20 protein-coding genes are annotated in these 23,524 nt (G+C 69.0%); 10 read left to right on the top strand and 10 right to left on the bottom strand.

Features of this window, described 5'->3' with window-relative positions; translation table 11 throughout:
• Positions 1–133: 133 nt before the first annotated feature.
• Positions 134–1,600 (bottom strand): CCA tRNA nucleotidyltransferase, encoded by a 1,467-nt coding sequence (locus ABZZ38_RS03560; protein ID WP_356735248.1) that lies wholly within the window; start codon positions 1,598–1,600, stop codon positions 134–136.
• Between the two features lie 162 nt (positions 1,601–1,762).
• On the opposite strand from ABZZ38_RS03560, the gene ABZZ38_RS03555 reads away from it, so the two are divergent.
• The 7 genes from ABZZ38_RS03555 to trxA all read left to right on the top strand — a co-directional run bounded on the left by ABZZ38_RS03555 (position 1,763) and on the right by trxA (position 11,349).
• Positions 1,763–4,144 (top strand): DUF6049 family protein, encoded by a 2,382-nt coding sequence (locus tag ABZZ38_RS03555; RefSeq protein ID WP_356735246.1) that lies wholly within the window; start codon positions 1,763–1,765, stop codon positions 4,142–4,144.
• 45 nt (positions 4,145–4,189) lie between these two features.
• Positions 4,190–6,373, top strand: coding sequence for a murein biosynthesis integral membrane protein MurJ (gene murJ, locus ABZZ38_RS03550; RefSeq protein WP_356735244.1), 2,184 nt, complete (start codon positions 4,190–4,192; stop codon positions 6,371–6,373).
• Positions 6,374–6,505: 132 nt separating this feature from the next.
• Positions 6,506–8,227: a protein kinase family protein gene (locus tag ABZZ38_RS03545; protein ID WP_356735242.1), complete on the top strand. Its 1,722-nt coding sequence runs from the start codon at positions 6,506–6,508 to the stop codon at positions 8,225–8,227.
• Positions 8,228–8,254: 27 nt separating this feature from the next.
• Entirely contained in the window at positions 8,255–8,959 is a 705-nt protein-coding gene (sigM, locus tag ABZZ38_RS03540; protein WP_356735240.1) for an RNA polymerase sigma factor SigM, read from the top strand.
• Complete coding sequence (locus ABZZ38_RS03535) at positions 8,956–9,852, top strand: zf-HC2 domain-containing protein (protein WP_356735238.1); 897 nt, start codon at positions 8,956–8,958, stop codon at positions 9,850–9,852. The genes sigM and ABZZ38_RS03535 overlap by 4 nt, the downstream gene beginning before the upstream one ends.
• 125 nt (positions 9,853–9,977) lie before the next feature.
• Entirely contained in the window at positions 9,978–10,952 is a 975-nt protein-coding gene (gene trxB / locus ABZZ38_RS03530; protein ID WP_356735236.1) for a thioredoxin-disulfide reductase, read from the top strand.
• A 49-nt stretch (positions 10,953–11,001) separates the two neighbouring features.
• The gene (gene trxA, locus ABZZ38_RS03525) at positions 11,002–11,349 is read left to right on the top strand and encodes a thioredoxin (protein ID WP_356735234.1); all 348 of its coding nucleotides are present in this window, start codon (positions 11,002–11,004) and stop codon (positions 11,347–11,349) included.
• 88 nt (positions 11,350–11,437) lie between these two features.
• Here trxA and ABZZ38_RS03520 read toward each other — a convergent pair whose 3' ends face one another.
• The 9 genes from ABZZ38_RS03520 to rpmH form a co-directional block, all read right to left on the bottom strand.
• Positions 11,438–12,055 carry a GNAT family N-acetyltransferase gene (locus tag ABZZ38_RS03520; RefSeq protein WP_356735232.1) on the bottom strand — a complete coding sequence of 206 codons (618 nt, stop codon included), beginning with the start codon at positions 12,053–12,055 and terminating at the stop codon, positions 11,438–11,440.
• A 303-nt stretch (positions 12,056–12,358) separates the two neighbouring features.
• Positions 12,359–13,459, bottom strand: coding sequence for a ParB/RepB/Spo0J family partition protein (locus tag ABZZ38_RS03515; RefSeq protein WP_356735230.1), 1,101 nt, complete (start codon positions 13,457–13,459; stop codon positions 12,359–12,361).
• On the bottom strand, positions 13,456–14,532 hold the full coding sequence (locus ABZZ38_RS03510) for a ParA family protein (protein WP_356735297.1): 1,077 nt from the start codon (positions 14,530–14,532) through the stop codon (positions 13,456–13,458). The genes ABZZ38_RS03515 and ABZZ38_RS03510 overlap by 4 nt, the downstream gene beginning before the upstream one ends.
• Positions 14,533–14,840: 308 nt before the next feature.
• The gene (gene rsmG / locus ABZZ38_RS03505; RefSeq protein ID WP_356735228.1) at positions 14,841–15,551 is read right to left on the bottom strand and encodes a 16S rRNA (guanine(527)-N(7))-methyltransferase RsmG; all 711 of its coding nucleotides are present in this window, start codon (positions 15,549–15,551) and stop codon (positions 14,841–14,843) included.
• Positions 15,552–15,655: 104 nt separating this feature from the next.
• Positions 15,656–16,165 (bottom strand): R3H domain-containing nucleic acid-binding protein, encoded by a 510-nt coding sequence (locus ABZZ38_RS03500; protein ID WP_356735226.1) that lies wholly within the window; start codon positions 16,163–16,165, stop codon positions 15,656–15,658.
• A 14-nt stretch (positions 16,166–16,179) separates the two neighbouring features.
• Positions 16,180–17,433 carry a membrane protein insertase YidC gene (gene yidC / locus ABZZ38_RS03495; RefSeq protein ID WP_356735224.1) on the bottom strand — a complete coding sequence of 418 codons (1,254 nt, stop codon included), beginning with the start codon at positions 17,431–17,433 and terminating at the stop codon, positions 16,180–16,182.
• Between the two features lie 3 nt (positions 17,434–17,436).
• Entirely contained in the window at positions 17,437–17,763 is a 327-nt protein-coding gene (gene yidD, locus ABZZ38_RS03490; protein WP_356735222.1) for a membrane protein insertion efficiency factor YidD, read from the bottom strand.
• Complete coding sequence (gene rnpA / locus ABZZ38_RS03485) at positions 17,760–18,131, bottom strand: ribonuclease P protein component (RefSeq protein WP_356735220.1); 372 nt, start codon at positions 18,129–18,131, stop codon at positions 17,760–17,762. The genes yidD and rnpA overlap by 4 nt, the downstream gene beginning before the upstream one ends.
• Before the next feature lie 20 nt (positions 18,132–18,151).
• Positions 18,152–18,289 (bottom strand): 50S ribosomal protein L34, encoded by a 138-nt coding sequence (rpmH, locus tag ABZZ38_RS03480; protein WP_018846094.1) that lies wholly within the window; start codon positions 18,287–18,289, stop codon positions 18,152–18,154.
• A 361-nt stretch (positions 18,290–18,650) separates the two neighbouring features.
• Between rpmH and dnaA the strand changes: the two genes are divergently transcribed.
• The 3 genes from dnaA to gnd all read left to right on the top strand — a co-directional run bounded on the left by dnaA (position 18,651) and on the right by gnd (position 23,519).
• Positions 18,651–20,417: a chromosomal replication initiator protein DnaA gene (gene dnaA / locus ABZZ38_RS03475; protein ID WP_356735218.1), complete on the top strand. Its 1,767-nt coding sequence runs from the start codon at positions 18,651–18,653 to the stop codon at positions 20,415–20,417.
• 988 nt (positions 20,418–21,405) lie between these two features.
• Complete coding sequence (gene dnaN / locus ABZZ38_RS03470) at positions 21,406–22,536, top strand: DNA polymerase III subunit beta (RefSeq protein ID WP_356735216.1); 1,131 nt, start codon at positions 21,406–21,408, stop codon at positions 22,534–22,536.
• A 104-nt stretch (positions 22,537–22,640) separates the two neighbouring features.
• Complete coding sequence (gnd, locus tag ABZZ38_RS03465; protein WP_356735214.1) at positions 22,641–23,519, top strand: phosphogluconate dehydrogenase (NAD(+)-dependent, decarboxylating); 879 nt, start codon at positions 22,641–22,643, stop codon at positions 23,517–23,519.
• Positions 23,520–23,524 lie beyond the last annotated feature (5 nt).

The raw sequence follows: 23,524 nt of genomic DNA, 5'->3' as shown, positions 1-23,524 counted from the left end.
AAAAAAAAATTACCCCCCAACCCCCCCCGGGGGGCTTGTTACAACTAAAAAACCCCCCCCCCCCCCCCCGGCCACAACATGGGGGGGTGCCGTGTTTCACGTGAAACACGGCACCCCACGTTCATGGCGGCCCTCAGTTCTGCGCCGCCCACCACTCCTTGAGCGCGGCCACGGCGTCATCGTGCTCCATCGGCCCGTTCTCCAGCCGCAGCTCCAGCAGGAACTTGTAGGCCTGACCGACAACGGGCCCGGGACCGACGCCGAGCACCTCCTGAATCTGGTTGCCGTCCAGGTCCGGCCGGATGGATTCCAGCTCCTCCTGCTCCTGCAGCTTCGCGATGCGCTCTTCGAGCCCGTCGTACGCACGGGACAGGGCACTCGCCTTGCGCTTGTTGCGGGTCGTGCAGTCCGATCGGGTCAGCTTGTGCAGGCGGCTCAGCAGCGGTCCGGCGTCGCGGACGTAGCGGCGCACGGCGGAGTCGGTCCACTCGCCGGTGCCGTACCCGTGGAAGCGCAGATGCAGCTCCACCAGCCGGGACACGTCCTTGACCATGTCGTTGGAGTACTTCAGCGCGGTCATGCGCTTCTTCGTCATCTTCGCGCCGACCACCTCGTGGTGGTGGAACGAAACCCGGCCGTCCAGCTCGAAGCGCCGCGTACGCGGCTTGCCGATGTCGTGCAGCAGGGCGGCCAGCCGCAGGACGAGGTCGGGGCCGTCCTCCTCAAGGTCGATGGCCTGCTCCAGGACGGTCAGCGAATGCTCGTAGACGTCCTTGTGCCGGTGGTGCTCGTCGCTCTCCAGTCGCAGCGCGGGCAGCTCCGGCAGCACCCGGTCCGCCAGACCGGTCACGACCAGCAGACCCAGGCCCTTACGGGGGTGCGCGGAAACGATCAGCTTGTTCAGCTCGTCCCGTACCCGCTCGGCCGAGACGATGTCGATCCGGTCGGCCATTCCCTTCATGGCGGTGATGACCTCGGGCGCCACCTCGAAATCGAGCTGCGCGGCGAAGCGCGCGGCCCGCATCATCCGCAGCGGGTCGTCGGAGAAGGACTCCTCGGGCGTACCGGGGGTGCGCAGAACACGCTGCGCCAGGTCCTCCAGGCCGCCGTGCGGGTCGATGAACTCCTTCTCCGGCAGCGCGACGGCCATGGCGTTGACCGTGAAGTCACGGCGCACGAGGTCTTCCTCGATGGAGTCACCGTAGGAGACCTCGGGCTTGCGCGAGGTCCGGTCGTACGCCTCGGAGCGGTACGTCGTGATCTCGATCTGGAACTGCTGGACAGCGTCTCCGACGCGGGCGCTTTTCTGCGACCCGACCGTGCCGAAAGCGATCCCGACGTCCCACACGGAGTCCGCCCACGGGCGGACGATCTTCAGTACGTCCTCGGGGCGAGCGTCGGTGGTGAAGTCCAGGTCGTTGCCGAGCCGCCCGAGCAGCGCGTCCCGCACCGATCCACCGACCAGGGCAAGGCTGAACCCGGCCTCCTTGAAGCGGCGGGCGAGGTCGTCGGCGACGGGGGACACGCGCAGTAGCTCACTGACCGCACGGCGTTGCACCTGGCTCAGTGCGCTCGGGTTGTCTTCATTGGCGTTCGGCACAACAGAAAAGGGTACGTGCCCGGGCTCGCCCGGTCGTCCTCGTTTCCGCCCGTTCATGTGGAGCACTCCGCGGCACTCAGCCCCTGCGAGCCTCGTTACCATGCGTGGACGCAGGAACCGACAACCACCAACGGCAACCAGACGACAAGGGACGGGCAGCGCGTGGCCGAGGCGGCAGACTTCCAGGGCACCCGCCCCTCCCCTGCCCGCCGGTGGCTGCGGCGTACAGCCTCCGTCGTCGCCGGCATGCCGCTGCTCGCCGCCCTCCTGTACGGCCCGGTCGCGCCCTCCGCCCACGCGGATGAGAAGGCCCCGGGCCCCCGCACCGTCGATGTGTCTCTCAACACGCTCACTCCCGGCGCCCCGGTCGAGGGGGACACCCTCACGATCACCGGCACGGTGACCAACCAGGGCAAGGAGACGGTCAGCGGTGCGACGGTGGACCTGCACGTCGGCTCCCCGCTCCGCAACCGGGGTGCGATCGATGACGTGGGCAAGGGCAAGGGCTTCACACAGAGCAGTGACGGCCCGGCGGTCGGTGGCACCCACGCGTTCAAGATCCCTGCTCTCCCGTCCGGGATCACGGAGGACTTCAGCCTCTCCGTTCCGGTGAACAAGCTCGGCCTCGACGAGGAGGGCGTCTACCCGCTCGGGGTGTCCCTCGCGGGTCGGACGCCGAGCGAGCCGTACGACCAGGTCCTCGGCATCGAGCGGACCGTGCTCCCCTGGCAGCCGGAGGCCACCGAGAAGAAGACCCAGCTCACGTATCTCTGGCCGCTGATCTCCTCGACACGGCTCTCCGCGCAGACCGGCTCGGACGATCAGCAGACACCCGTCTTCGAGAACGACGAACTGGCCACGGAGCTCGCCCCCGGTGGGCGGCTGGAGCGGCTCGTCTCCCTCGGCTCGGAGCTTCCCGTCACCTGGGTCATCGACCCCGACCTGCTGGCCACCGTGGAAGCGATGACCCGGAGCTACCAGGTCAGGGACGGAGAGACCTACGTCCCGGGCCGGAACCAGGCCATCGCCAAGGGGTGGCTGAACGCCCTGGAGAAGGCCGTCCAGGGCCGCAAGGTGGTCGCGCTGCCGTACGCGGACCCCGATCTGGCCTCGCTCGCCCACCGCGGCAAGGACGTCTCCGGTTCACTCAGCCATCTCCAGCCGGCGACCGAGCTCGCCGAGACGACGGTGGAGACGGTGCTCCATGTGAAACCGTCGGTCGACTTCGCCTGGCCCGTCGACGGAGCGATCGATCCGTCGATCGTCGACGTCGCCACCTCGGCCGGCGCAGACAAGGTGATCGCACGCAGCGACAGCGTGCGCGACAACCTCTCGTACGCACCCACCGCCGCCCGCCCCATCGGCGGGGGCACGACCGCCCTGGTGGCCGACCAGACACTGTCCACCGCCTTCCAGGGCGACATGACGAGGGCCGAGAACTCCACCCTGGCGATCCAGAGGTTCCTCGCCCACACCCTCACCATCACGCACCAGCAGCCGGGCAAGCAGCGCAGCATCGTCATCGCCCCGCAGCGCATGCCGTCCGCCGCACAGGCCCAGTCGATGGCGAGCGCCCTGCGCGGCCTGTCCGCCCAGCGCTGGACGCACCCCGTCGACCTGGTCGCCGCCGCGGCGGTGAAGCCGGACCCGCGCGCCACGACGCGGGTACCGAACCGAGCCCGGTATCCGCACGCGCTGCGCCGTCAGGAGCTGCCCCTCCAGGCGTTCCAGGACATGAAGGCCACCCGGGACACCCTGGACAACTTCAAGGTGATCCTGACCGCGGCGTACCGCGTCGTGACACCGGTCGGCAACGCGATCAACCGTGAGATGTCGACGTCCTGGCGAGGACAGCCGGGGCCGGCGGCGGAGTACCGCCAGGGTGTGCTGACGTATCTGAAGAGCCTCACCACCGAGGTGAAGCTGATCGACAAGTCGGACCTGACCCTCTCGGGGCGCAGCGCGACGATCCCGGTGACCGTCCAGAACAAGCTGGTGCAGGGTGTCGACCATCTGGTGCTGCGGCTGACCTCGTCCAAGCCGACCCGTCTGAAGCTCAACGGCGGCGACACCGTCTCCGAGCAGCCCGTCAGGATCGGCGGCGGCCACAGCCAGTCGGTGAAGTTCACCGCTTCCGCCAACGCCAACGGTCCGGTCCCGATGACCGCGCAGCTGTACACGGAGGACGGGCGGCCGTACGGCAAGCCCATGTACTTCACCGTCAAGGTCTCCGAGATCACGCCCACGGTGATGCTGGTCCTCGCGGGTGGTGTGCTGCTGCTGGTCCTCGCCGGCATCAGGATGTACACGCAGCGCAAGCGTGCCGCGGCACGCGAAGGGGCCGCCACGGAGACGGACCCGGAGAACGACACGGAAGCCGGCCCGGAGACGGAGCCGGGGACCGACCCGCGGAACGGCGCGGAGACGGAGCCGGAGACCGGCCCGGAGCCGGACTCCGATCCGGAGCAGCCGAGTGACCCGACACCGGACACCGGAGCGCAAAGCACGGACCCGTCGGGCCCGGGTGAGAAAGTGGAGCGTTGAGCGATGTCGTGGCCGGTCGGCCGGGGACGATGAGGTGGGGTAACCATGAACGCGCCGTACGACGGTGACCGCGGCCAGGGCGCGGGCGGCGGCAGAGCGCCGTCCGGTGGGACGCCCGCGCCGCCCCCGGCAGGCCAGGTGCCCGCGCCGGCGCCCCCGCCTGCCCCGGACCCGTACATCCAGGACGTCTACGACCATGATCCGTACCAGGACCGCGACCTCGCCGCCCAGGACCCGGTGAGCGAGGCGCTCTACGACCGTGCCGCGCACCCGCCGCCCCCTCCCGGCACCTATCCGGAGCCGCAGCCGCTCTACCAGCAGCCCGCCGCGCCGCAGTACGCCCCTGATCCGCGGATCTGGGCGCAGACCCCGCCGCCCGAGCCCGACGGCCCGTCCCGCCACCTCCCGTACGGAGACGACGCGAGGACCGTTCAGTTCACCGGTGTGGACGAGCTCGTCACCCGCGCCGGTGAGGACGAGCCCGAGCCGGACGCCTTCGCGCACCTCTACCGCGACCAGCAGGCCCCCGGGCGCCCGCCCGCCCCGCCGGAGCCCGAACCGGTTCGCGCTGCGCCCGAGCCCGCGCCCGCCCCGAAGAAGTCCGGTGGCCGCGCCGCCGGTCTGCTGAAGTCCAGCGCCGTCATGGCGGCCGGCACGATGGTGTCCCGGCTCACCGGCTTCGTCAGATCCGCGCTGATCGTCTCCGCGCTCGGCGTGGGACTCCTGGGCGACACCTTCCAGGTCGTCTACCAGATCCCGACGATGATCTACATCCTGACCGTCGGTGGCGGCCTGAACTCCGTGTTCGTGCCGCAGCTGGTCCGCTCCATGAAGGAGGACGAGGACGGCGGCCAGGCCTACGCCAACCGGCTGCTCACCCTGGTCATGGTGGTGCTCGGCGTCCTGACGCTGCTCGGGATCCTGGCGGCCCCGCAGTTGGTGCGCATGATGTCCGTCCCCGTCGCCGACGATCCGGCGGCGAACGAGGTGGCCGTCACCCTCCTGCGCTACTTCCTGCCCTCGATCTTCTTCATGGGCGTCCACGTGGTGATGGGTCAGATCCTCAACGCCCGTGGCAAGTTCGGCGCGATGATGTGGACACCGGTCCTCAACAACATCGTGATCATCGCGACACTGTCCATGTTCATCTGGGTCTACGGCAGTGCCGCCGACTCCCGGATGAAGGTGGATTCCATCCCCATGGAGGCCCAGCGGCTGCTCGGCGTCGGCGTTCTGCTCGGCCTGGTCGTCCAGGCCCTCGCCATGATCCCGTATCTGCGGGAGGCCGGATTCAAGCTGCGGCCGCGCTTCGACTGGAAGGGCCACGGTCTCGGCAAGGCCGCGAAGCTGGCGAAGTGGACGATGCTGTTCGTGCTCGCCAACCAGGCGGGCGCGATCGTCGTCAGCCAGCTGGCCACCGCCGCGACGACCAACTCCCGGGTTGACGGCACGGGTTTCGCCGCGTATGCCAACGCCCAGCTCATCTGGGGCCTTCCGCAGGCCATCATCACGGTGTCGCTGATGGCGGCCCTGCTGCCCCGGCTGTCCCGCTCGGCCCACGAGGGGGACAGCGGCGCCGTCCGCGACGACATCTCCCAGGGCCTGCGCACCTCCGCCGTCGCTATCGTCCCGACCGCCTTCAGCTTCGTCGCACTCGGCATCCCCATGTGCATGCTGATCTTCGGTTCCTCGGGCGGCGCGACGTCGATGGGCTACATGCTCATGGCCTTCGGCCTGGGCCTGATCCCGTACTCCGTGCAGTACGTCGTGCTGCGCGGGTTCTACGCGTACGAGGACACCCGCACGCCCTTCTACAACACCGTCATCGTGGCGGGCGTCAACGCCGCCGCGTCGGCGGCGTGCTACTTCGTCCTCCCGGCCCGCTGGGCCGTCGTCGGCATGGCCGCCTCGTACGGCCTGGCCTACGCGGTGGGCGTCGGCATCGCCTGGCGCCGCCTGCGCAACCGCCTGGGCGGCGATCTGGACGGCGCCCACGTCGTGCGCACGTACGCCCGCCTGTGCATGGCGTCCGTCCCCGCGGCAATGGCCGGCGGCGCTGTCGGGCTCGCCCTCCTCAGGGCGCTCGGCGAAGGTGTCCTCGGGGCGCTCGCCGCCCTGATCGCCGGCGGGTTCGTCCTGCTGGCCGTCTTCTACGTGGCGGCCAGGAAAATGCGCATCCAGGAGCTCAACGCCATGGTCGGCATGGTCCGCGGCCGACTGGGCCGCTAGGCCGGAACAAGGTCACGAACGGTCTCCGCACAACCATCATGGGCCACCGCGTGTCGTGCATGGCGGCGGACTGTGGGCACAATTGGCATGGCTGTTGGATATGGCGCAACGGATGGGGAGGCAGGAACGACGGTGGCGGAACGTAGCACGGCTGCCGTCGACGTGGCCGACAACAGCGGAGACGACCCGCTGACCGCGAAGGCGGACAAGGCCGCGGCCGACGGGGTGGCGGAAGCGCAGGACACGGCGGACACATCCGCCCAGGACACCGACGGCGAGCGGCGGAGCGGAGAGAAGAGCGCGGGTACGGCACCCGAGTTGCACAGTGGCCACAAACTCGCCAGACGCTACCGGCTCGAGGAATGCGTCACCCGTCTGGACGGGTTCAGCAGTTGGCGAGCCGTCGATGAGAAGTTGCGCCGCGCGGTGGGGGTGCATCTGCTGCCCGCCGACCACCCGAGGGCCCGCTCGGTACTCGCGGCGGCCCGGTCCTCGGCGCTCCTCGGTGACCCCCGTTTCGTACAGGTGCTGGACGCCGTCGAGGAGAACGAACTCGTCTACGTCGTCCACGAGTGGCTGCCGGACGCCACCGAACTCACCGCCCTGCTCGCGGCCGGCCCGCTGGAGCCGCACGACGCGTACCAGCTCGTCAGCCAGGTCTCCCAGGCCATGGCCGCCGCCCACCGTGAGGGACTCGCCCACCTGCGCCTGACCCCCGGTGCCGTCCTGCGGACCTCCACCGGCCAGTGGCGCATCCGTGGGCTCGCCGTCAACGCCGCCCTGCGCGGCATCAGCGCGGAACGCCCGCAGCGCACCGACACCGAGGCGATCGGCGCGCTGCTGTACGCGGCCCTCACCCAGCGCTGGCCTTACGAGAACGACGCACACGGTCTGTCGGGACTCCCCAAGGATGTCGGCCTGATCGCGCCCGACCAGGTCCGCGCCGGTGTCCACCGCGGGCTCTCCGAGCTCGCCATGCGCGCCCTCGCCAACGATGGTGCGACCGCTTCCCGCCAGGAACCGGCCTGCACCACCCCCGACGAGCTGGCCAAGGCCGTCGCGGCGATGCCCCGCATCCGGCCGCCGGAGCCCGAGTTCCCCACGCCGCCCGACTACCAGCGCACGACCTATCAGCAGGGCACCTACGGCCGCCCGCAGTCACGCCCCGGCACAGCCACCCAGCCGTTGTCCGTTCCGCCGGCTCCTCTGGAGAGCCGTACCGGCAGGGCCCTGAAGTGGGCCGTGTCGGCGCTCCTCATCGCCGCTCTGGGGCTGGGCAGCTGGCAGGTGGCCGACAAGCTGCTCGACCACGACAAGGGAGCCGAGAGCCCCAGGCCCTCGGAGACCATCACCAACCAGGACGACGAGAAGCCGAAGACTCCTTTGCCCCTGAAGATCCAGGACGCCGAGGAGTACGCCCCCGACGGTTCCCCGCAGAGCCGGGAGACCGTCGGGAACACCTACGACAGCGACAGTTCCTCCTACTGGCGCACGAAGTACTACTTCGACGGTCCGGAGTTGGCGCCCTCGGTGAAGCGAGGTGTCGGCATCGTCTACGACCTCGGCTCGGACAAGGACGTGTCCAGCGCCTCGATAGGGCTGCGGTACGGCGGTCCCCGCACCACCATCACGGCCTACGCCACCGATTCGATGTCGCCTTCCGGCTCGGTCGACTCCATGCAGAAGATCGCCTCGGGGCAGACCAGCGCCACCACGCTGAAGCTGTCGGCGGACAAGCCGGTGAAGAGCCGGTATGTGCTGCTGTGGATGACCGCGATGCCGTACTCCCCGCAGGACGGGTACAGCGGCGCGGGCTACAAGCAGGCCATCACGGACGTGAACTTCACGGGCTGACAGAGAAAACGGGGAGGGAGCTCACCGTTGGACGATGCCGAACTGCGCGGCACAAGCGACCAGGATCTGCTGGCACGCCACGTGGCCGGGGACCCGGACGCCTTCGGTGAGCTCGTACGGCGCCACCGCGACCGGCTGTGGGCTGTCGCCCTGCGCACCCTGGGGGACCGCGAGGAGGCCGCCGACGCCGTCCAGGACGCCCTCGTCTCCGCCTTCCGGGCCGCCCACACGTTCCGCGGGCAGTCCGCCGTCACGACGTGGCTGCACCGCATCACCGTCAACGCCTGTCTGGACCGCGCCCGCAAGGCCGCCTCCCGCAGGACCTCGCCCGTCGAGGACACGGAGCGGTGGGAGCAGCTCCTGGAGCCCCACGAGTCGGCCGAGGCGCCCGCCGAGCGGCAGGACCTCCATCGCGAGCTCCTGGCCGCCCTCGCGACACTTCCCGCCGATCAGCGCGCCGCGCTGGTCCTGGTCGACATGCAGGGCTACCCCGTCGCGGAAGCGGCGCGCGTCCTGGACGTACCCACCGGGACGGTGAAGAGCCGCTGCGCGCGTGGCCGGGCCAGACTGCTTCCCCTGCTCACTCATCTGCGCGGTGACACCGTGGATAAGGGTGGGGCTGGAGGGGGAAGGAACCGGACGCCAGGGACATCCGTCCCACCTGCGTCGGAAGCGAAGGATGCAGGATCGAATGACCCTGCTGCTGTGAAGGGCGGAGGTGGACGCGCGTGACATCCACGGACACGGCTCAGCACCCGGATGTCTCGGAGATCTCCGACCTGACCGAGGGACTTCTCTCACCATCCCGTACGGCGGATGTGCGCCGGCACCTGGACGGCTGTGCGCTCTGCGCCGACGTCCGGACCTCGCTGGAGGAGATCCGCGGACTGCTCGGCACGCTGCCGGGTCCCGCGCGGATGCCCGCCGACATCGCGGGCCGTATCGATGCCGCGCTGGCCGCGGAGGCGCTTTTGGATGCCACCGCTCCCATGGAGTCCGGCCATGTTTCACGTGAAACTGCCGTGCCGGACAGCACAGCCCATGCCACGTCCCAGGCCGCGGACCCCGTCCGTGCCGACCGCCCCGCCGGCCGCCCTCGCGCCGCCACCGGCCCGGGCCGTGGCCGCTCCCTGCGCCATCGGCGGCGGAACGTGACCCTGGGCGCCGTCTTCGGAGCCGCAGTCATCGGAGCGAGCGTCCTGCTTCTCCAGAGCGTCCAGCCGTCCGGAGACAGCGGCGACGGCGCCAGGACGACGGAGAGCACCGTCAGCGCCCCGGCAACATTCGCCGGTTCCCCTCTGGAGAAGCGCGTGGAGACCCTCCTCACCACCGAGGCCCTCACCAAGGCTCCCAAGCAGGAACAGGACCGTTCCATCGGAGCCAACACGCTGAAGCGGTCCGAGGATGTGCCTGTCCCGCCCTGCATCCGCGCGGGCATCGGCCGAACCGACCCCGCTCTCGCCGCCGAGCTCGGCGATTACCAGGGGAAAAGGGCTTTCCTCGTCGTGCTGTCGCACCCCAACGACACCCGCCAGGTGGAGGCCTACATCCTTGACGCCGCCTGCACCACGACGAAGGCCCCCAAGGCGGACGTGCTGCTGACGCGCTCCTACCCTCACCCCTGACAGCCGCTGCCGCGCCACTCGGATCGCTCGGGAATGCATCCCCCGTAGGATCCGTTGGGTGGGGTGAGAGTCCATGACCCCGCCCCGTAGGCACTACGCAGTCTGCAGAGACGAGGAAGAAACCCGTGAGCGACGTCCGTAATGTGATCATCATCGGCTCCGGGCCCGCCGGCTACACGGCAGCGCTGTACACGGCGCGTGCCTCGCTGAAGCCGCTGGTCTTCGAGGGTGCCGTCACCGCCGGTGGTGCGCTCATGAACACGACCGACGTGGAGAACTTCCCCGGCTTCCGTGACGGCATCATGGGCCCCGACCTGATGGACAACATGCGGGCCCAGGCGGAGCGCTTCGGCGCCGAGCTCGTCCCGGACGATGTCGTCTCCGTCGACCTGACCGGTGACATCAAGACCGTCACGGACACCGCCGGCACCGTTCACCGCGCCAAGGCCGTCATCGTCACGACCGGCTCCCAGCACCGCAAGCTGGGCCTGCCGAACGAGGACGCGCTGTCGGGTCGTGGCGTCTCGTGGTGCGCGACCTGCGACGGCTTCTTCTTCAAGGACCAGGACATCGCCGTGGTGGGCGGCGGCGACACCGCCATGGAGGAGGCGACCTTCCTCTCCCGGTTCGCCAAGTCCGTCACCATCGTCCACCGCCGGGACACCCTGCGGGCCTCCAAAGCCATGCAGGAGCGCGCGTTCGCCGACCCGAAGATCAAGTTCGCCTGGGACAGCGAAGTCGCCGAGATCCACGGCGAGCAGAAGCTCACCGGTCTGACGCTGCGCAACACCAAGACCGGCGAGACCTCCGAGCTGCCGGTGACTGGTCTGTTCATCGCTGTGGGCCACGACCCGCGCACCGAGCTGTTCAAGGGCCAGCTGGACCTGGACGACGAGGGCTACCTCAAGGTGGCGGCACCGTCCACGCGCACCAACCTGCGCGGCGTTTTCGGCGCCGGTGACGTGGTCGATCACACCTACCGTCAGGCGATCACCGCTGCCGGCACGGGCTGCTCCGCCGCACTGGACGCCGAGCGCTTCCTCGCCGCGCTCGCCGACAGCGAGAAGGTCGCCGAGCCGGAGAAGACCCCCGTGCTCTGACCCTCACATCCACCCCACTCCCACATCCCGCGAAGTTAAGGAGGCCGCCGTGGCCGGCGCCGTGAAGATTGTGACTGACGACTCCTTCGAGGAGGACGTCCTCAAGAGCGACAAGCCCGTACTGGTGGACTTCTGGGCCGAATGGTGCGGTCCGTGCCGCCAGATCGCCCCGTCGCTGGAGGCCATCGCCGCCGAGCACGGCGACCAGATCACGATCGTGAAGCTGAACATCGACCAGAACCCGGCCACGGCCGCCAAGTACGGTGTCATGTCGATCCCGACGCTGAACGTCTATCAGAACGGCGAGGTCGCCAAGACCATCGTCGGCGCCAAGCCGAAGGCCGCGATCGTCCGCGACCTGGAGCCCTTCATCGGTAACGAGGCCACCAAGGCCTGACGCCGCTGTTTCACGTGAAACAAGGACGGCCCATCCCGAGGCGGGATGGGCCGTCCGTCGTTCTCCACAGCGCCCCTGCGTCTCCTGCTCACAGGGGACGCAGGGCGGGCTCCTTCTGCACGGCTCCCAACAGCCGGTCGAGCGCCAGCTCCACATCTTCCTTCCAGGAGAGGGTGCTGCGCAGTTCCAACCTCAGCCGGGGATGCGCCGGGTGCGGGCGGACAGTCTTGAAGCCCACGGCGAGCAAATGATCCGCAGGCAGGAGACAGGCCGGTTCCTTCCAGCGCGCATCCCCGAACGCCTCGATCGCCTTGAAGCCCCGGCGCAGCAGATCCTTCGCCACCGTCTGCACCATCACCCGGCCAAGCCCCTGCCCCTGGTACCCGGGCATGATCCACGCCGTCATCAGCTGAACGGCGTCGGGCGACACCGGGCTCGTCGGGAAAGCGGTCGAGCGCGGCACATAGGCGGGCGGGGCATACAGCACGTACCCGACGGGCACCTCGTCCACGTAGACGACGCGCCCGCAGGACCCCCAGTCCAGCAGCACCGCGGAGATCCAGGCTTCCTTCTCCAGATCGGGAGTGCCCGCCTTTATCGCGGCTTCTCCGCTGACCGGGTCAAGCTCCCAGAAGACACACGCTCGGCAACGCTTGGGGAGATCCGGAAGGTTGTCCAGCGTGAGCGGTACGAGCCGACGCCCCATGAAGGCTGTTCCTCACTTCCTTCGCGCGCCGCCCCGAGAGCGGCTGTCAGCGCGCTCCGTTCCCGGAGCAGACTGCCGATGAACCCGCCGACGGCACCGAGTCCCAGCCCTGCTGTCACCAGTTGGCCGCGGCTCACCTCTCGCATGCCTGGTTCTCCCTCCATAGTGAGTCAGGCGGATGCGCATACCACAACGCATCGTATCGATCCGGTGATGACACGCATACGGGAAGAGGCCAAAGGGCGGACCGTATCCCGGTGAACACCGGACACGGCCCGCCCCGGACGGGCATGCTGAGCGAGCTCAGCCTTCGGCGTCCTGCTGCTCCGCGAGTCCCTGTGCCAGCACCCGGCCTTCCCCGGGGGCGAGCGTGCCGAGGATACGGTCAAGGTCCTCCATCGAGGCGAACTCCACGACGATCTTGCCCTTCTTCTGCCCCAGGTCCACCTTCACCCGCGTCTCGAAACGGTCCGAGAGCCGGGTGGCGAGATCGGTGAGCGCCGGCGAGACGCGGCCGCCGGCCCGTGGCCCCTTCGGCTTGGTGGGAGCGCTGCTGGGCTCCGAGCCCATCAGCGTCACGATCTCCTCGACCGCGCGCACCGACAGCCCTTCGGCCACGATGCGGTACGCCAGCTTGTCCTGCGCCTCGGGGTCGTCCACCGACAGCAGTGCGCGCGCATGCCCGGCCGACAGCACACCGGCGGCGACTCTGCGCTGCACCGGCGGCGAGAGACGCAGCAGACGCAGCGTGTTGGAGACCTGCGGACGCGAACGCCCGATCCGGTCGGCCAGCTGGTCATGGGTGCAGTTGAAGTCCTTCAGCAGCTGGTCGTAGGCAGCGGCCTCTTCCAGCGGGTTCAGCTGCGCCCGGTGCAGGTTCTCCAGCAGTGCGTCCAGCAACAGCTTCTCGTCGTCGGTGGCCCTGACGATCGCGGGGATGCGCTCCAGTCCTGCTTCCCGGCAGGCACGCCAGCGACGCTCACCCATGATGAGCTCATACCGCTCCGGACCCAGTTGCCGTACGACGACAGGCTGGAGCAGGCCGACCTCCTTGATGGAGGTGACCAGCTCGGCCAGCGCGTCCTCGTCGAAGACCTCACGCGGCTGACGCGGATTGGGCGTGATGGCGTCCAGAGGCAGTTCGGCGAAGTGTGCCCCGGCCGGGGCCTCGGGCTCGGCGATCACCTCGGCGGGCTCCGGCGCCGAAGGTCCCGGCTCCATGGACAGAGCGCTCTTGGGCAAGGTGGCCAGCTTGGCCGCCGCCACACCCCGCTCCGCCGTCAATGCGGGGATCGCCCCGGGGGAGGTGGAACCCGTCCCCACCGAAGGCGCCTGCCTCTCCTGGGGAGCAGCGGGGATCAGCGCACCGAGTCCACGCCCCAACCCCCTACGTCGCTCGCTCACTGAATCCCCTCCGACATGCTGTGCTTACTGATCTGGTTGCCCACATGGGCGTGCCGGCCGTCGTAGAAGATGTCGGCCCCACGCAGGGCGATCTCACGCGCGGCCTCCAGGTACGACAGCGCACCACTGGAGCCCGGGTCATACGTGAGCACGGTCTGCCCGTAGCTCGGTGCCTCCGAGATACGGACGGAACGCGGGATGCTGGTCCGCAGCACCTCATCACCGAAGTGGCTGCGTACCTCGTCGGCCACCTGAGAGGCGAGCCTGGTCCGGCCGTCGTACATGGTGAGCAGAATCGTCGATACGTGGAGCGTGGGGTTGAGGTGCCCGCGCACCAGCTCAACGTTCCGGAGCAGCTGGCCCAGCCCTTCCAGGGCGTAGTACTCGCACTGGATGGGGATCAGGACCTCGGCGCCGGCCACCATGGCGTTGACCGTGAGCAGACCGAGCGACGGCGGGCAGTCGATCAGGATGTAGTCGAGCGGCTGCTCGTACGCCTGGATCGCCCGCTGCAGTCGGCTCTCCCGCGCCACCAGCGACACCAGCTCGATCTCCGCACCGGCGAGATCGATGGTGGCCGGGGCGCAGAAGAGTCCTTCGACGTCCGGGACCGGCTGGACCACATCGGAGAGGGGCTTGCTCTCCACCAGGACGTCGTAGATCGAAGGAACCTCGGCATGGTGGTCGATGCCGAGCGCCGTGGAGGCGTTGCCCTGCGGGTCGAGGTCGATGACCAGAACGCGTGCGCCGTGCAGCGCCAGCGACGCGGCAAGGTTGACCGTCGTGGTCGTCTTGCCTACGCCGCCCTTCTGATTGGCGACCACCATGACACGGGTCTGCGCGGGGCGGGGGAGGCCCTCACCCGCACGGCCCAAAGCCTCCACCGCCAGCTGGGCAGCACGACCAATGGGGGTGTCGTCCATCGGGGGCGGTGTTTCACGTGAAACATCCTCCCCCGCCGATTCGGTACGGGGACCGGGGACCGGATCGGTCATCGGTCCCGCGATGTTGGCGTTGGACCGCAAGGATTCACTCTCCTCGGCTTCAGGCTCGCGATGAACAGAGCCTGCCATGCTTTCGGGGTCATGAACCAGCGAGGCCCGTGGTTCTGTGGAGAACTCCACCTCTGTGGACAACTCCGTGGCCCTCTCAAGGGACCTGCGGTCGCGCGGCGCGGCAGCCGCACGGCCGCGGCTGATGATTCCCTGCAGCAGTGAGCGACGTTTCACGTGAAACATTGATGCACTCGCCGCATGGGGAGAGCGTCACGACACTCCGAAATGCGTACGTATGAGGATCAACCCAGCAAGGATCAACCACCAGGGTGACGGGCGGATCGACCCGGCAAGGCCGCGGCTGGCCCGGCGCGCCGACCCTGCCGTCAGCGACGGCGCCGCGAGGTCCTCGCGGCCTTGGCCCGTTTGGTGGCGAACCGAACCCCGCCGGGGCTTTCCCCGACCTCCACCCGTACGACGGTGGACATCGGGTCGACGATGCCCTCACCGACGTGCAGCACCGAGGTCTGCACGACACCCAGCTTGCTGAGCGCCGCCCGGGCGCCCAGGAGCTCCTCCTCGGCGGTGTCGCCCTTCAGCGCAAGCATCTCCCCGTACGGGCGCAGCAGCGGAACGCCCCAGCCCGCGAGCCGGTCGAGCGGTGCCACCGCGCGGGCCGTGACCACATGGACCGGCGGCAGCTTGCCGAGCATCTCCTCGGCGCGGCCACGGACCACGGTCACATGGTCGAGGCCCAGCAGCTCGACGACCTCCTGGAGGAAGTTCGTGCGCCGCAGCAGCGGCTCCAGCAGGGTGATCTTCAGGTCCGGGCGCACCAGCGCGAGGGGGATGCCGGGCAGACCGGCCCCGGATCCGACATCGCACACCGTCACAGCCTCGGGTACGACCTCGGAGAGCACCGCGCAGTTCAGCAGATGGCGCTCCCACAGGCGCGGCACCTCGCGAGGGCCGATCAGACCGCGCTTGACTCCCGCGTCCGCCAGGAGCTCCGCGTACCGCACAGCCTCCGGGAAGAACTCGCCGAAAACCGTCCGCGCTTCTTGAGGCGCATGGGGAAGCTCTTCTGCCTCCGTCACGGGAACCGTCCTTCCGTACCGCGTTACCGCACCAGTGTGCTGACTATCAGGCTGACAAAGATCGGCCCCGCCTGCGCACAGACGGGGCCGACGGGAAGTGGGGCTCAGGCGGGGAGCACGATGACGAAGCGCTCGGGCTCCTCGCCTTCGGACTCGCTGCGCAGGCCGGCGGCGGCCACCGCGTCGTGGACGACTTTCCGCTCGAACGGGGTCATCGGCTGGAGCTTCACCGGCTCGCCCGTGCTCTTGACCTCGTTCGCGGCCCGGGCGCCCAGCTCGGCGAGCTCGGTGCGCTTCTTGGCGCGGAAGCCGGCGATGTCCAGCATCAGCCGGCTGCGATCGCCGGTTTCCCGGTGCACGGCGAGACGCGTCAGCTCCTGGAGGGCCTCCAGCACCTCGCCGTCACGGCCCACCAGCTTCTGCAGGTCACGGGTGCTCGTGTCGCTGATGATCGAGACAGCTGCGCGATCAGCCTCGACGTCCATGTCGATGTCGCCGTCGAGGTCGGCGATGTCGAGAAGACCCTCGAGGTAGTCAGCCGCGATCTCGCCTTCCTGCTCGAGGCGGGTCAGGGTGTCGCCACCCTCGGCGGCGGAGGTGGTGCCTTCCGTCACGGATGGACTCCTTCTTACTTCTTGGACGACGGGTGCTTGGGCCGCTGCTGGCCCTTGCGCTGTCCGGACTTGGCTTGGCGGGCGGCACCGGCGGCGGGCTTGGCCTGCTGGTTCGACGTGGCGTCCTGCGGCGCGTCGGTCTTCTCCAGGGAGGTCTTCTCCAGGGAGGTCTTCGCCGTGGACGGCTGGGCCGCCCCCGCCTGCCGCTTGGCCTTGGGCTGTCGCTTGGGCTGCTGGCGCCGGGTCGCCGCGGCGTTCTCGGCCTCGGCGGTAGCGGGGTCGACCTTCTGCACACTGCCATCGGCCTGCGCGGTGAACCCGGCCTTGGCGAGGGCGGAGATGAACTTGCGCTCGTTGTCGTTGCGGTCCGGTCCCTTGGCGACGATCGCCTGGACGACGCTGCGACGGCGCCGGCCGCGGACCTCACCGTGGGCGGTGACGCTCTTCACCAGACGCTGCAGGTAGTGGTCCTGCGCCTTGCTGCCCGGGGTCGGGTTCTGGTTGATCACGTACATCTGCTGGCCCATGGTCCACACGTTGGTGGTCAGCCAGTAGACGAGGACACCGACCGGGAAGTTGATGCCCATCACGGCGAAGATGATCGGGAAGATGTACATCAGCATCTTCTGCTGCTGCATGTACGGCGTCTTGACCGTCAGGTCGACGTTCTTCTGCATCAGCTGGCGCTGCGTGAAGAACTGCGACAGCGACATCATAATGATCATGATCGCGGTGACGATGCGGACATCCACCAGCGAGGCGTTGAGCGCCTCGACCTTGCCCGGGTCGTCCATGAACTTCGCGGCGATCGGAGCGCCGAAGATGTGGGCCTCACGGGCGCTGTCCACGAGGCTCTTGTTGAGCACGCCGATCTCGTCGCCGGAGGCGATCTTCGACAGCACGTGGTAGAGGGCGAAGAAGAACGGGGACTGCGCCAGGATGGGAAGGCACGAGGAGAGCGGGTTGGTGCCCGTCTCCTTGTACAGCTTCATCATCTCTTCGGACTGACGCTGTTTGTCGTTCTTGTAGCGCTCCTGGATCGCCTTCATCTTTGGCTGGAGCGCCTGCATGTTCCGGGTCGACTTGATCTGCTTCACGAAGAGCGGGATCAGGCAGATCCGGATCAGCACCACCAGGGACACGATCGACAGACCCCAGGCCCAGCCCGTGTCGGGGCCGAACATCGCCCCGTACAGCTTGTGGAACTGGACGATGATCCACGAGACAGGTGTGGTGATGAAGCTGAACAGACTGGCAATCGTGTCCACTAATCAGGCTCCTTGAGCATTGGGCGAGGTCTCTGCGGCCGGGCTCGTCTCGGCGGAGTGCCCGCCCTTGCCGCCGCGCAGCGCGTCGCGCAGCAGTTCGTGCCAGCGCGGGCGCTTACGAGGGGGAACGTGGTCCACGCCACCCGGCGACCACGGATTGCACCGCAGAATGCGCCAGGCGGTCAGGGCTGTGCCCTTCACCGCGCCGTGCCGGTCGATGGCCGTGAATCCGTAGTGGGAGCACGACGGGTAGTACCGGCAGACGGGCCCGAGCAACGGGCTGATCGTCCACTGGTACAGCTTGATCAGAGCCAGCAGCGGGTACTTCATCGCGTGCCCCCTCCCAGCAACCGCTGAAGGGCGGCATCCAGGTCTCGGGCCAGCTGTGCGTGGTCGGCGTCGCCCGCTCCGGGCAGCGCCCGTACTACCACCAGGCTACCGGGGGGCAGAACGGGGAGCCGGTCGCGCATCAGGTGCCGCAGTCGGCGCTTCACCTGGTTGCGGACGACCGCGCCACCCACGGCCTTGCTGACGACGAAACCCGCACGTGTCGGGGGAGCACTCTCCCCTGACGCGTGCGGGTCCGTTGCACCGCTTCGAAAATGGACGACGAGGAGCGGCCGGCCTGACCGGCGCCCTCGACGAACCGCGGTCGCGAAGTCCTCGCGCCGCCTCAGCCGATTCTCGGTAGGCAGCACGTCATGACCTGTTTAAGCGATCAGGCGGACAGGTTGGCGCGACCCTTGCTGCGGCGGTTCGCCAGGATGGCGCGGCCGGCACGGGTGCGCATGCGCAGGCGGAAGCCGTGGGTCTTGGCACGACGACGGTTGTTCGGCTGGAAGGTGCGCTTGCTCACTCGGGGGCTCCAGAAATGATTCGTTGGTGGCGGGACATCGCCTGGCTGTCACCGTGCGCCCACGAGTAGCTCGCAATACGCCCGAGTGCACCGCTTCACGATCACTGACCGTGATCTTTGCCCATCGGAGGCAGGCGGCAGCAGCCATCGACAACTCGACCTGGTTACGGTACGCGCGGCTACGCCATCCGGTCAAACCAGCCCCACGCCGGGACCTCACTATGCACAGGCTGTGGACAACAACTTGAACCTCGCAAGCCGCCGCGACTACCGTGGCTGAACTCGGATTCCTTTCCTGCCTGTCCTTCCCATCCCGTCCCGAGAACCACACATTCGTGGGACCTGTGAGAGAGCGTGCCTTGTGGCTGACGTACCTGCTGATCTTGCCGCAGTGTGGCCACGAGTGCTGGAGCAGCTCCTCGGCGAAGGCCAGCAGGGCATCGAGCCCAAGGACAAACAGTGGATCGAGCGCTGCCAGCCGCTCGCCCTGGTGGCCGACACCGCCCTCCTCGCCGTCCCCAACGAGTGGGGCAAGCGCGTCCTGGAGGGCCGGCTCGCCCCGCTGATCAGCGACACCCTCAGCCGCGAGTGCGGCCGGCCCATCCGGATCGCGATCACCGTCGACGACTCCGCGGGGGAGCCCCCCGCCCCGCCGGCACCGCCCGCCCAGCAGCAGCCCCGCTACGACGACTACGGGCACGGTCACCGGTCCATGCCCGACGACGGGCTGCCGACCGCGCGGCCGGCCTACCCCGAGTACCAGCAGCGCCCCGAGCCCGGCGCCTGGCCGCGTACCCAGGAGGACCTGGCGTGGCAGCAGCCCCGGCTCGGGGGCTTCCAGGACCGCGACCCGTACGCGACGGCCCGCCCGCAGCAGCCGCACCACGACTACCGGGGCCCGCAGGGTCCCGACCACGGCCAGCACGGCCAGCACGGGCAGCACGGCCAGCACGGGCAGCACGGCGGACCGCACGCGACGTACGAGCAGCAGCGCGGCGACCGGCGGGACATGCAGGACGCGCAGTCCTCCGCCGGCGGCATGGGGGGCGGGTCCGGGGCGACCGGAGGGGCCGGGACCGGCCGTCCCGGCGAGCAGCACGCGCGTCTGAACCCGAAGTACCTGTTCGACACCTTCGTCATCGGATCGTCCAACCGGTTCGCGCACGCGGCCGCCGTCGCGGTCGCCGAGGCGCCGGCGAAGGCGTACAACCCCCTCTTCATCTACGGGGAGTCGGGGCTCGGCAAGACGCATCTGCTGCACGCGATCGGGCACTACGCGCGCAGCCTGTACCCCGGCACGCGGGTGCGGTACGTGAGCTCGGAGGAGTTCACCAACGAGTTCATCAACTCCATCCGCGACGGCAAGGGCGACACGTTCCGCAAGCGCTACCGCGATGTGGACATCCTGCTCGTCGACGACATCCAGTTCCTCGCGAGCAAGGAGTCGACGCAGGAGGAGTTCTTCCACACCTTCAACACGCTCCACAACGCCAACAAGCAGATCGTGCTGTCCTCGGACCGGCCGCCCAAGCAGCTGATGACGCTCGAGGACCGGCTGCGCAACCGGTTCGAGTGGGGCCTGACCACCGACGTGCAGCCGCCGGAGCTGGAGACGCGGATCGCGATCCTCCGTAAGAAGGCGGTGCAGGAGCAGCTCAACGCCCCGCCGGAGGTCCTGGAGTTCATCGCCTCCCGCATCTCGCGCAACATCCGCGAGCTGGAGGGCGCGCTGATCCGGGTGACGGCGTTCGCCAGCCTCAACCGCCAGCCGGTGGACCTGGTCCTGACCGAGGGGGTCCTGAAGGATCTGATTCCGGGTGGTGAGGATGCGGCTCCGGAGATCACGGCCGGCGCCATCATGGCGGCCACCGCCGACTACTTCGGGCTGACGGTGGAGGACCTGTGCGGCTCGTCGCGCAGCCGGGTGCTGGTGACGGCGCGCCAGATCGCCATGTACCTGTGTCGCGAGCTGACCGACCTGTCACTGCCGAAGATCGGCGCGCAGTTCGGCGGGCGTGACCATACGACCGTGATGCACGCGGACCGCAAGATCCGCGCGCTGATGGCGGAGCGGCGCTCCATCTACAACCAGGTCACCGAGCTGACCAACCGCATCAAGAACGGCTGACCCGCGGTAGCGGGCACGGGCGTACAGCACGGCGCGCGCAGCCCGCACAGCCGCACGCGAGGCGACGTGGCGGCACGGAGCGGCACACGGATGAAGGGCGCCCCGGGACTCGGTCCCGGGGCGCCCTTCGTCGTCCTCCGGCTCTCCCGGCGGCCTTCCGCGCGGCGCCCCGTGCTGCCGTACCGGCCCGTCCGAGGTCGCTCCGATGGCGTCGTACCGCCCGCTTCGGGGCCGTTCGCGGGCTGTCCGCGCCCTCGTCCCCGCCTGTGGGTGTTCGAATATCTCCGGCGCGCGGGCGGTTCTCCACAGATTCGGTGACGTTCTCCGATCCACAGCCTGTGGGCTCGTGAGTTGTCCAGATCTCCTCCACAGGGAAGGCTGGACGCACGGCGTCCCCGCAGGTCACCTGCTTGTGGAATTGTGGCCGAGCTTCCTCCACAGCCTGTGGACACAGAAATCGTCCACAGGCTGTGAATGACGTTGTCCACCGGCGGCCCACAGGGGGGGCTCCGTGATCCACAGCTTCTCCACACCGCTGTCCACTGTTCGGCAACGAAACGCCCGGGCTCACCGGCGCGAGTGAAAGCCGTCACACCAAGGTGCTGGGTTGGGCTGTGGGGAAGCGGGGTAAAACTGGGGACGGCACTGGGGAGAACTCCCCATGGGCTGTGCATCGCCTGTGCAGAACTTTCGGGCGTCCACAGAAGACCCGAGTTGTCCACGGGCACCGCCCACAGGCGCGGTGGACAAAAAACCGGGCGTGACCTGCGAGGACGACGTTATCCACCGTTTCCACAGGCCCTACTACTACTCCCACTAAGAGTTACCGGGGAATTGGCTTCGAAGAAGGGCCTGTGCACAACTGGGGCCCGGAGCGCCTGCCGCCTCTCGTCACGACTTGACCCCGAGCCGCACCGACTGTCGGCGGCGTGCGTCAGACTGGGTCCCGCAGTCGACGAAGAGCCAGCAACAGCAGGAGGCGGTTCCGGTGAAGATCCGGGTGGAGCGCGATGTACTCGCGGAGGCGGTGGCCTGGGTGGCCCGCAGCCTCCCGGCCCGTCCGCCCGCGCCCGTACTCGCGGGCCTTCTTCTGAAGGCCGAGGACGGCGCGCTCAGCTTCTCCAGCTTCGACTACGAGGTCTCCGCACGGGTCTCGGTCGAGGCGGAGGTGGAGGAGGACGGCACCGTCCTCGTCTCCGGCCGCCTTCTCGCCGACATCTGCCGCGCCCTCCCCAACCGGCCGGTGGAGATCTCCACAGACGGTGTACGGGCGACCGTGGTCTGCGGCTCCTCGCGGTTCACCCTCCACACCCTGCCTGTGGAGGAGTACCCGGCGCTGCCGGAGATGCCGTCGGCGACCGGCACCGTGCCCGGCGAGATCTTCGCCTCCGCCGCCGCCCAGGTCGCCATCGCGGCCGGCCGCGACGACACCCTGCCCGTTCTCACCGGCGTGCGCATCGAGATCGAGGGCGACACGGTCACGCTGGCCTCCACCGACCGCTACCGGTTCGCGGTGCGCGAGTTCCTGTGGAAGCCGGAATCCCCGGACGCCTCCGCGGTCGCCCTGGTGCCCGCCAAGACGCTGCTCGACACGGCCAAGTCGCTGACCAGCGGCGACACGGTCACGCTGGCGCTGTCCGGCTCGGGCAAGGGCGAGGGTCTGATCGGCTTCGAGGGCGCCGGGCGGCGTACCACCACCCGCCTGCTCGAAGGCGACCTGCCGAAGTACCGCACGCTGTTCCCGACCGAGTTCAACTCGGTGGCGGTGATCGAGACGGCGCCGTTCGTCGAGGCCGTGAAGCGTGTGGCGCTGGTGGCCGAGCGGAACACCCCGGTCCGGCTCTCCTTCGAGCAGGGCGTGCTCATCCTGGAGGCCGGCTCCAGCGACGACGCACAGGCTGTGGAGCGTGTCGACGCGCAGCTGGAGGGCGACGACATCTCGATCGCCTTCAACCCGACCTTCCTCCTGGACGGCCTGAGCGCGATCGACTCCCCGGTCGCCCAGCTCTCCTTCACCACCTCCACCAAGCCCGCGCTGCTGAGCGGCAAGCCGGCGGTCGACGCGGAGGCGGACGAGGCGTACAAGTACCTGATCATGCCGGTGCGGCTGAGCGGCTGACGCACCTGCAGTGTGAGCGCCTGACCCCACAGGTGTGCGCCCGCGTCCGGGCGTAGTCTCGGACGCGGGTACGAACTCGCACACAACGATTGAGGAAAACTCTGATGGAGCTCGGTCTCGTCGGTCTCGGCAAGATGGGCGGCAACATGCGCGAGCGCATCCGCCGCGCGGGTCACACCGTCATCGGATACGACCGCAACCCGGACCTCGCCGATGTCCACAGCCTCGAAGAGCTGGTGAGCAAGCTCAAGGGCCCGCGCGTCGTCTGGGTCATGGTTCCCGCGGGTGCCGCGACGCAGTCCACGATCGACGAGCTGGCCGAGCTGCTCTCGCCCGGCGACATCGTCGTCGACGGAGGCAACTCGCGCTGGACGGACGACGAGAAGCACGCCGCGGAGCTGAGCGCCAAGGGCATCGGGTTCGTCGACTGCGGTGTCTCGGGCGGCGTCTGGGGCCTCGAGAACGGCTACGCGCTCATGTACGGCGGTGACGCCGAGAACGTCGCCAAGGTCCAGCCGATCTTCGACGCGCTGAAGCCGGAGGGCGAGTTCGGGTCCGTCCACGCGGGCAGGGTCGGCGCCGGCCACTTCGCGAAGATGGTCCACAACGGCATCGAGTACGCCATGATGCAGGCCTACGCCGAGGGCTGGGAGCTGCTGGAGAAGGTCGACTCCGTCACGGACGTGCGCGAGGTCTTCCGCTCGTGGCAGGAGGGTACGGTCATCCGGTCCTGGCTGCTCGACCTGGCGGTCAACGCGCTGGACGAGGACGAGCACCTGGAAGGCCTGCGCGGCTACGCCCAGGACTCCGGCGAGGGCCGGTGGACCGTCGAGGCGGCCATCGACAACGCGGTGCCCCTGCCGGCGATCACCGCGTCGCTGTTCGCGCGGTTCGCGTCCCGTCAGGACGACTCGCCGCAGATGAAGATGATCGCCGCGCTGCGCAACCAGTTCGGTGGCCACGCGGTCGAGTCCAAGAAGTAAATCCA

The organism is Streptomyces sp. NPDC006368 (assembly GCF_040612535.1).
Lineage (GTDB): Bacteria > Actinomycetota > Actinomycetes > Streptomycetales > Streptomycetaceae > Streptomyces.
This window is presented reverse-complemented; position numbering and strand designations above follow the sequence as displayed.

What these genes read in the sequence shown, in the direction of transcription:
- murJ (WP_356735244.1), top strand. Translation starts at nt 4,190, where the DNA reads ATGAACGCGCCGTACGACGGTGACCGCGGCCAGGGCGCGGGCGGCGGC.
- ABZZ38_RS03520 (WP_356735232.1), bottom strand. Translation starts at nt 12,055, where the DNA reads ATGGGGCGTCGGCTCGTACCGCTCACGCTGGACAACCTTCCGGATCTC.
- ABZZ38_RS03510 (WP_356735297.1), bottom strand. Translation starts at nt 14,532, where the DNA reads ATGGCAGGCTCTGTTCATCGCGAGCCTGAAGCCGAGGAGAGTGAATCC.
- gnd (WP_356735214.1), top strand. Translation starts at nt 22,641, where the DNA reads ATGGAGCTCGGTCTCGTCGGTCTCGGCAAGATGGGCGGCAACATGCGC.
- yidD (WP_356735222.1), bottom strand. Translation starts at nt 17,763, where the DNA reads ATGAAGTACCCGCTGCTGGCTCTGATCAAGCTGTACCAGTGGACGATC.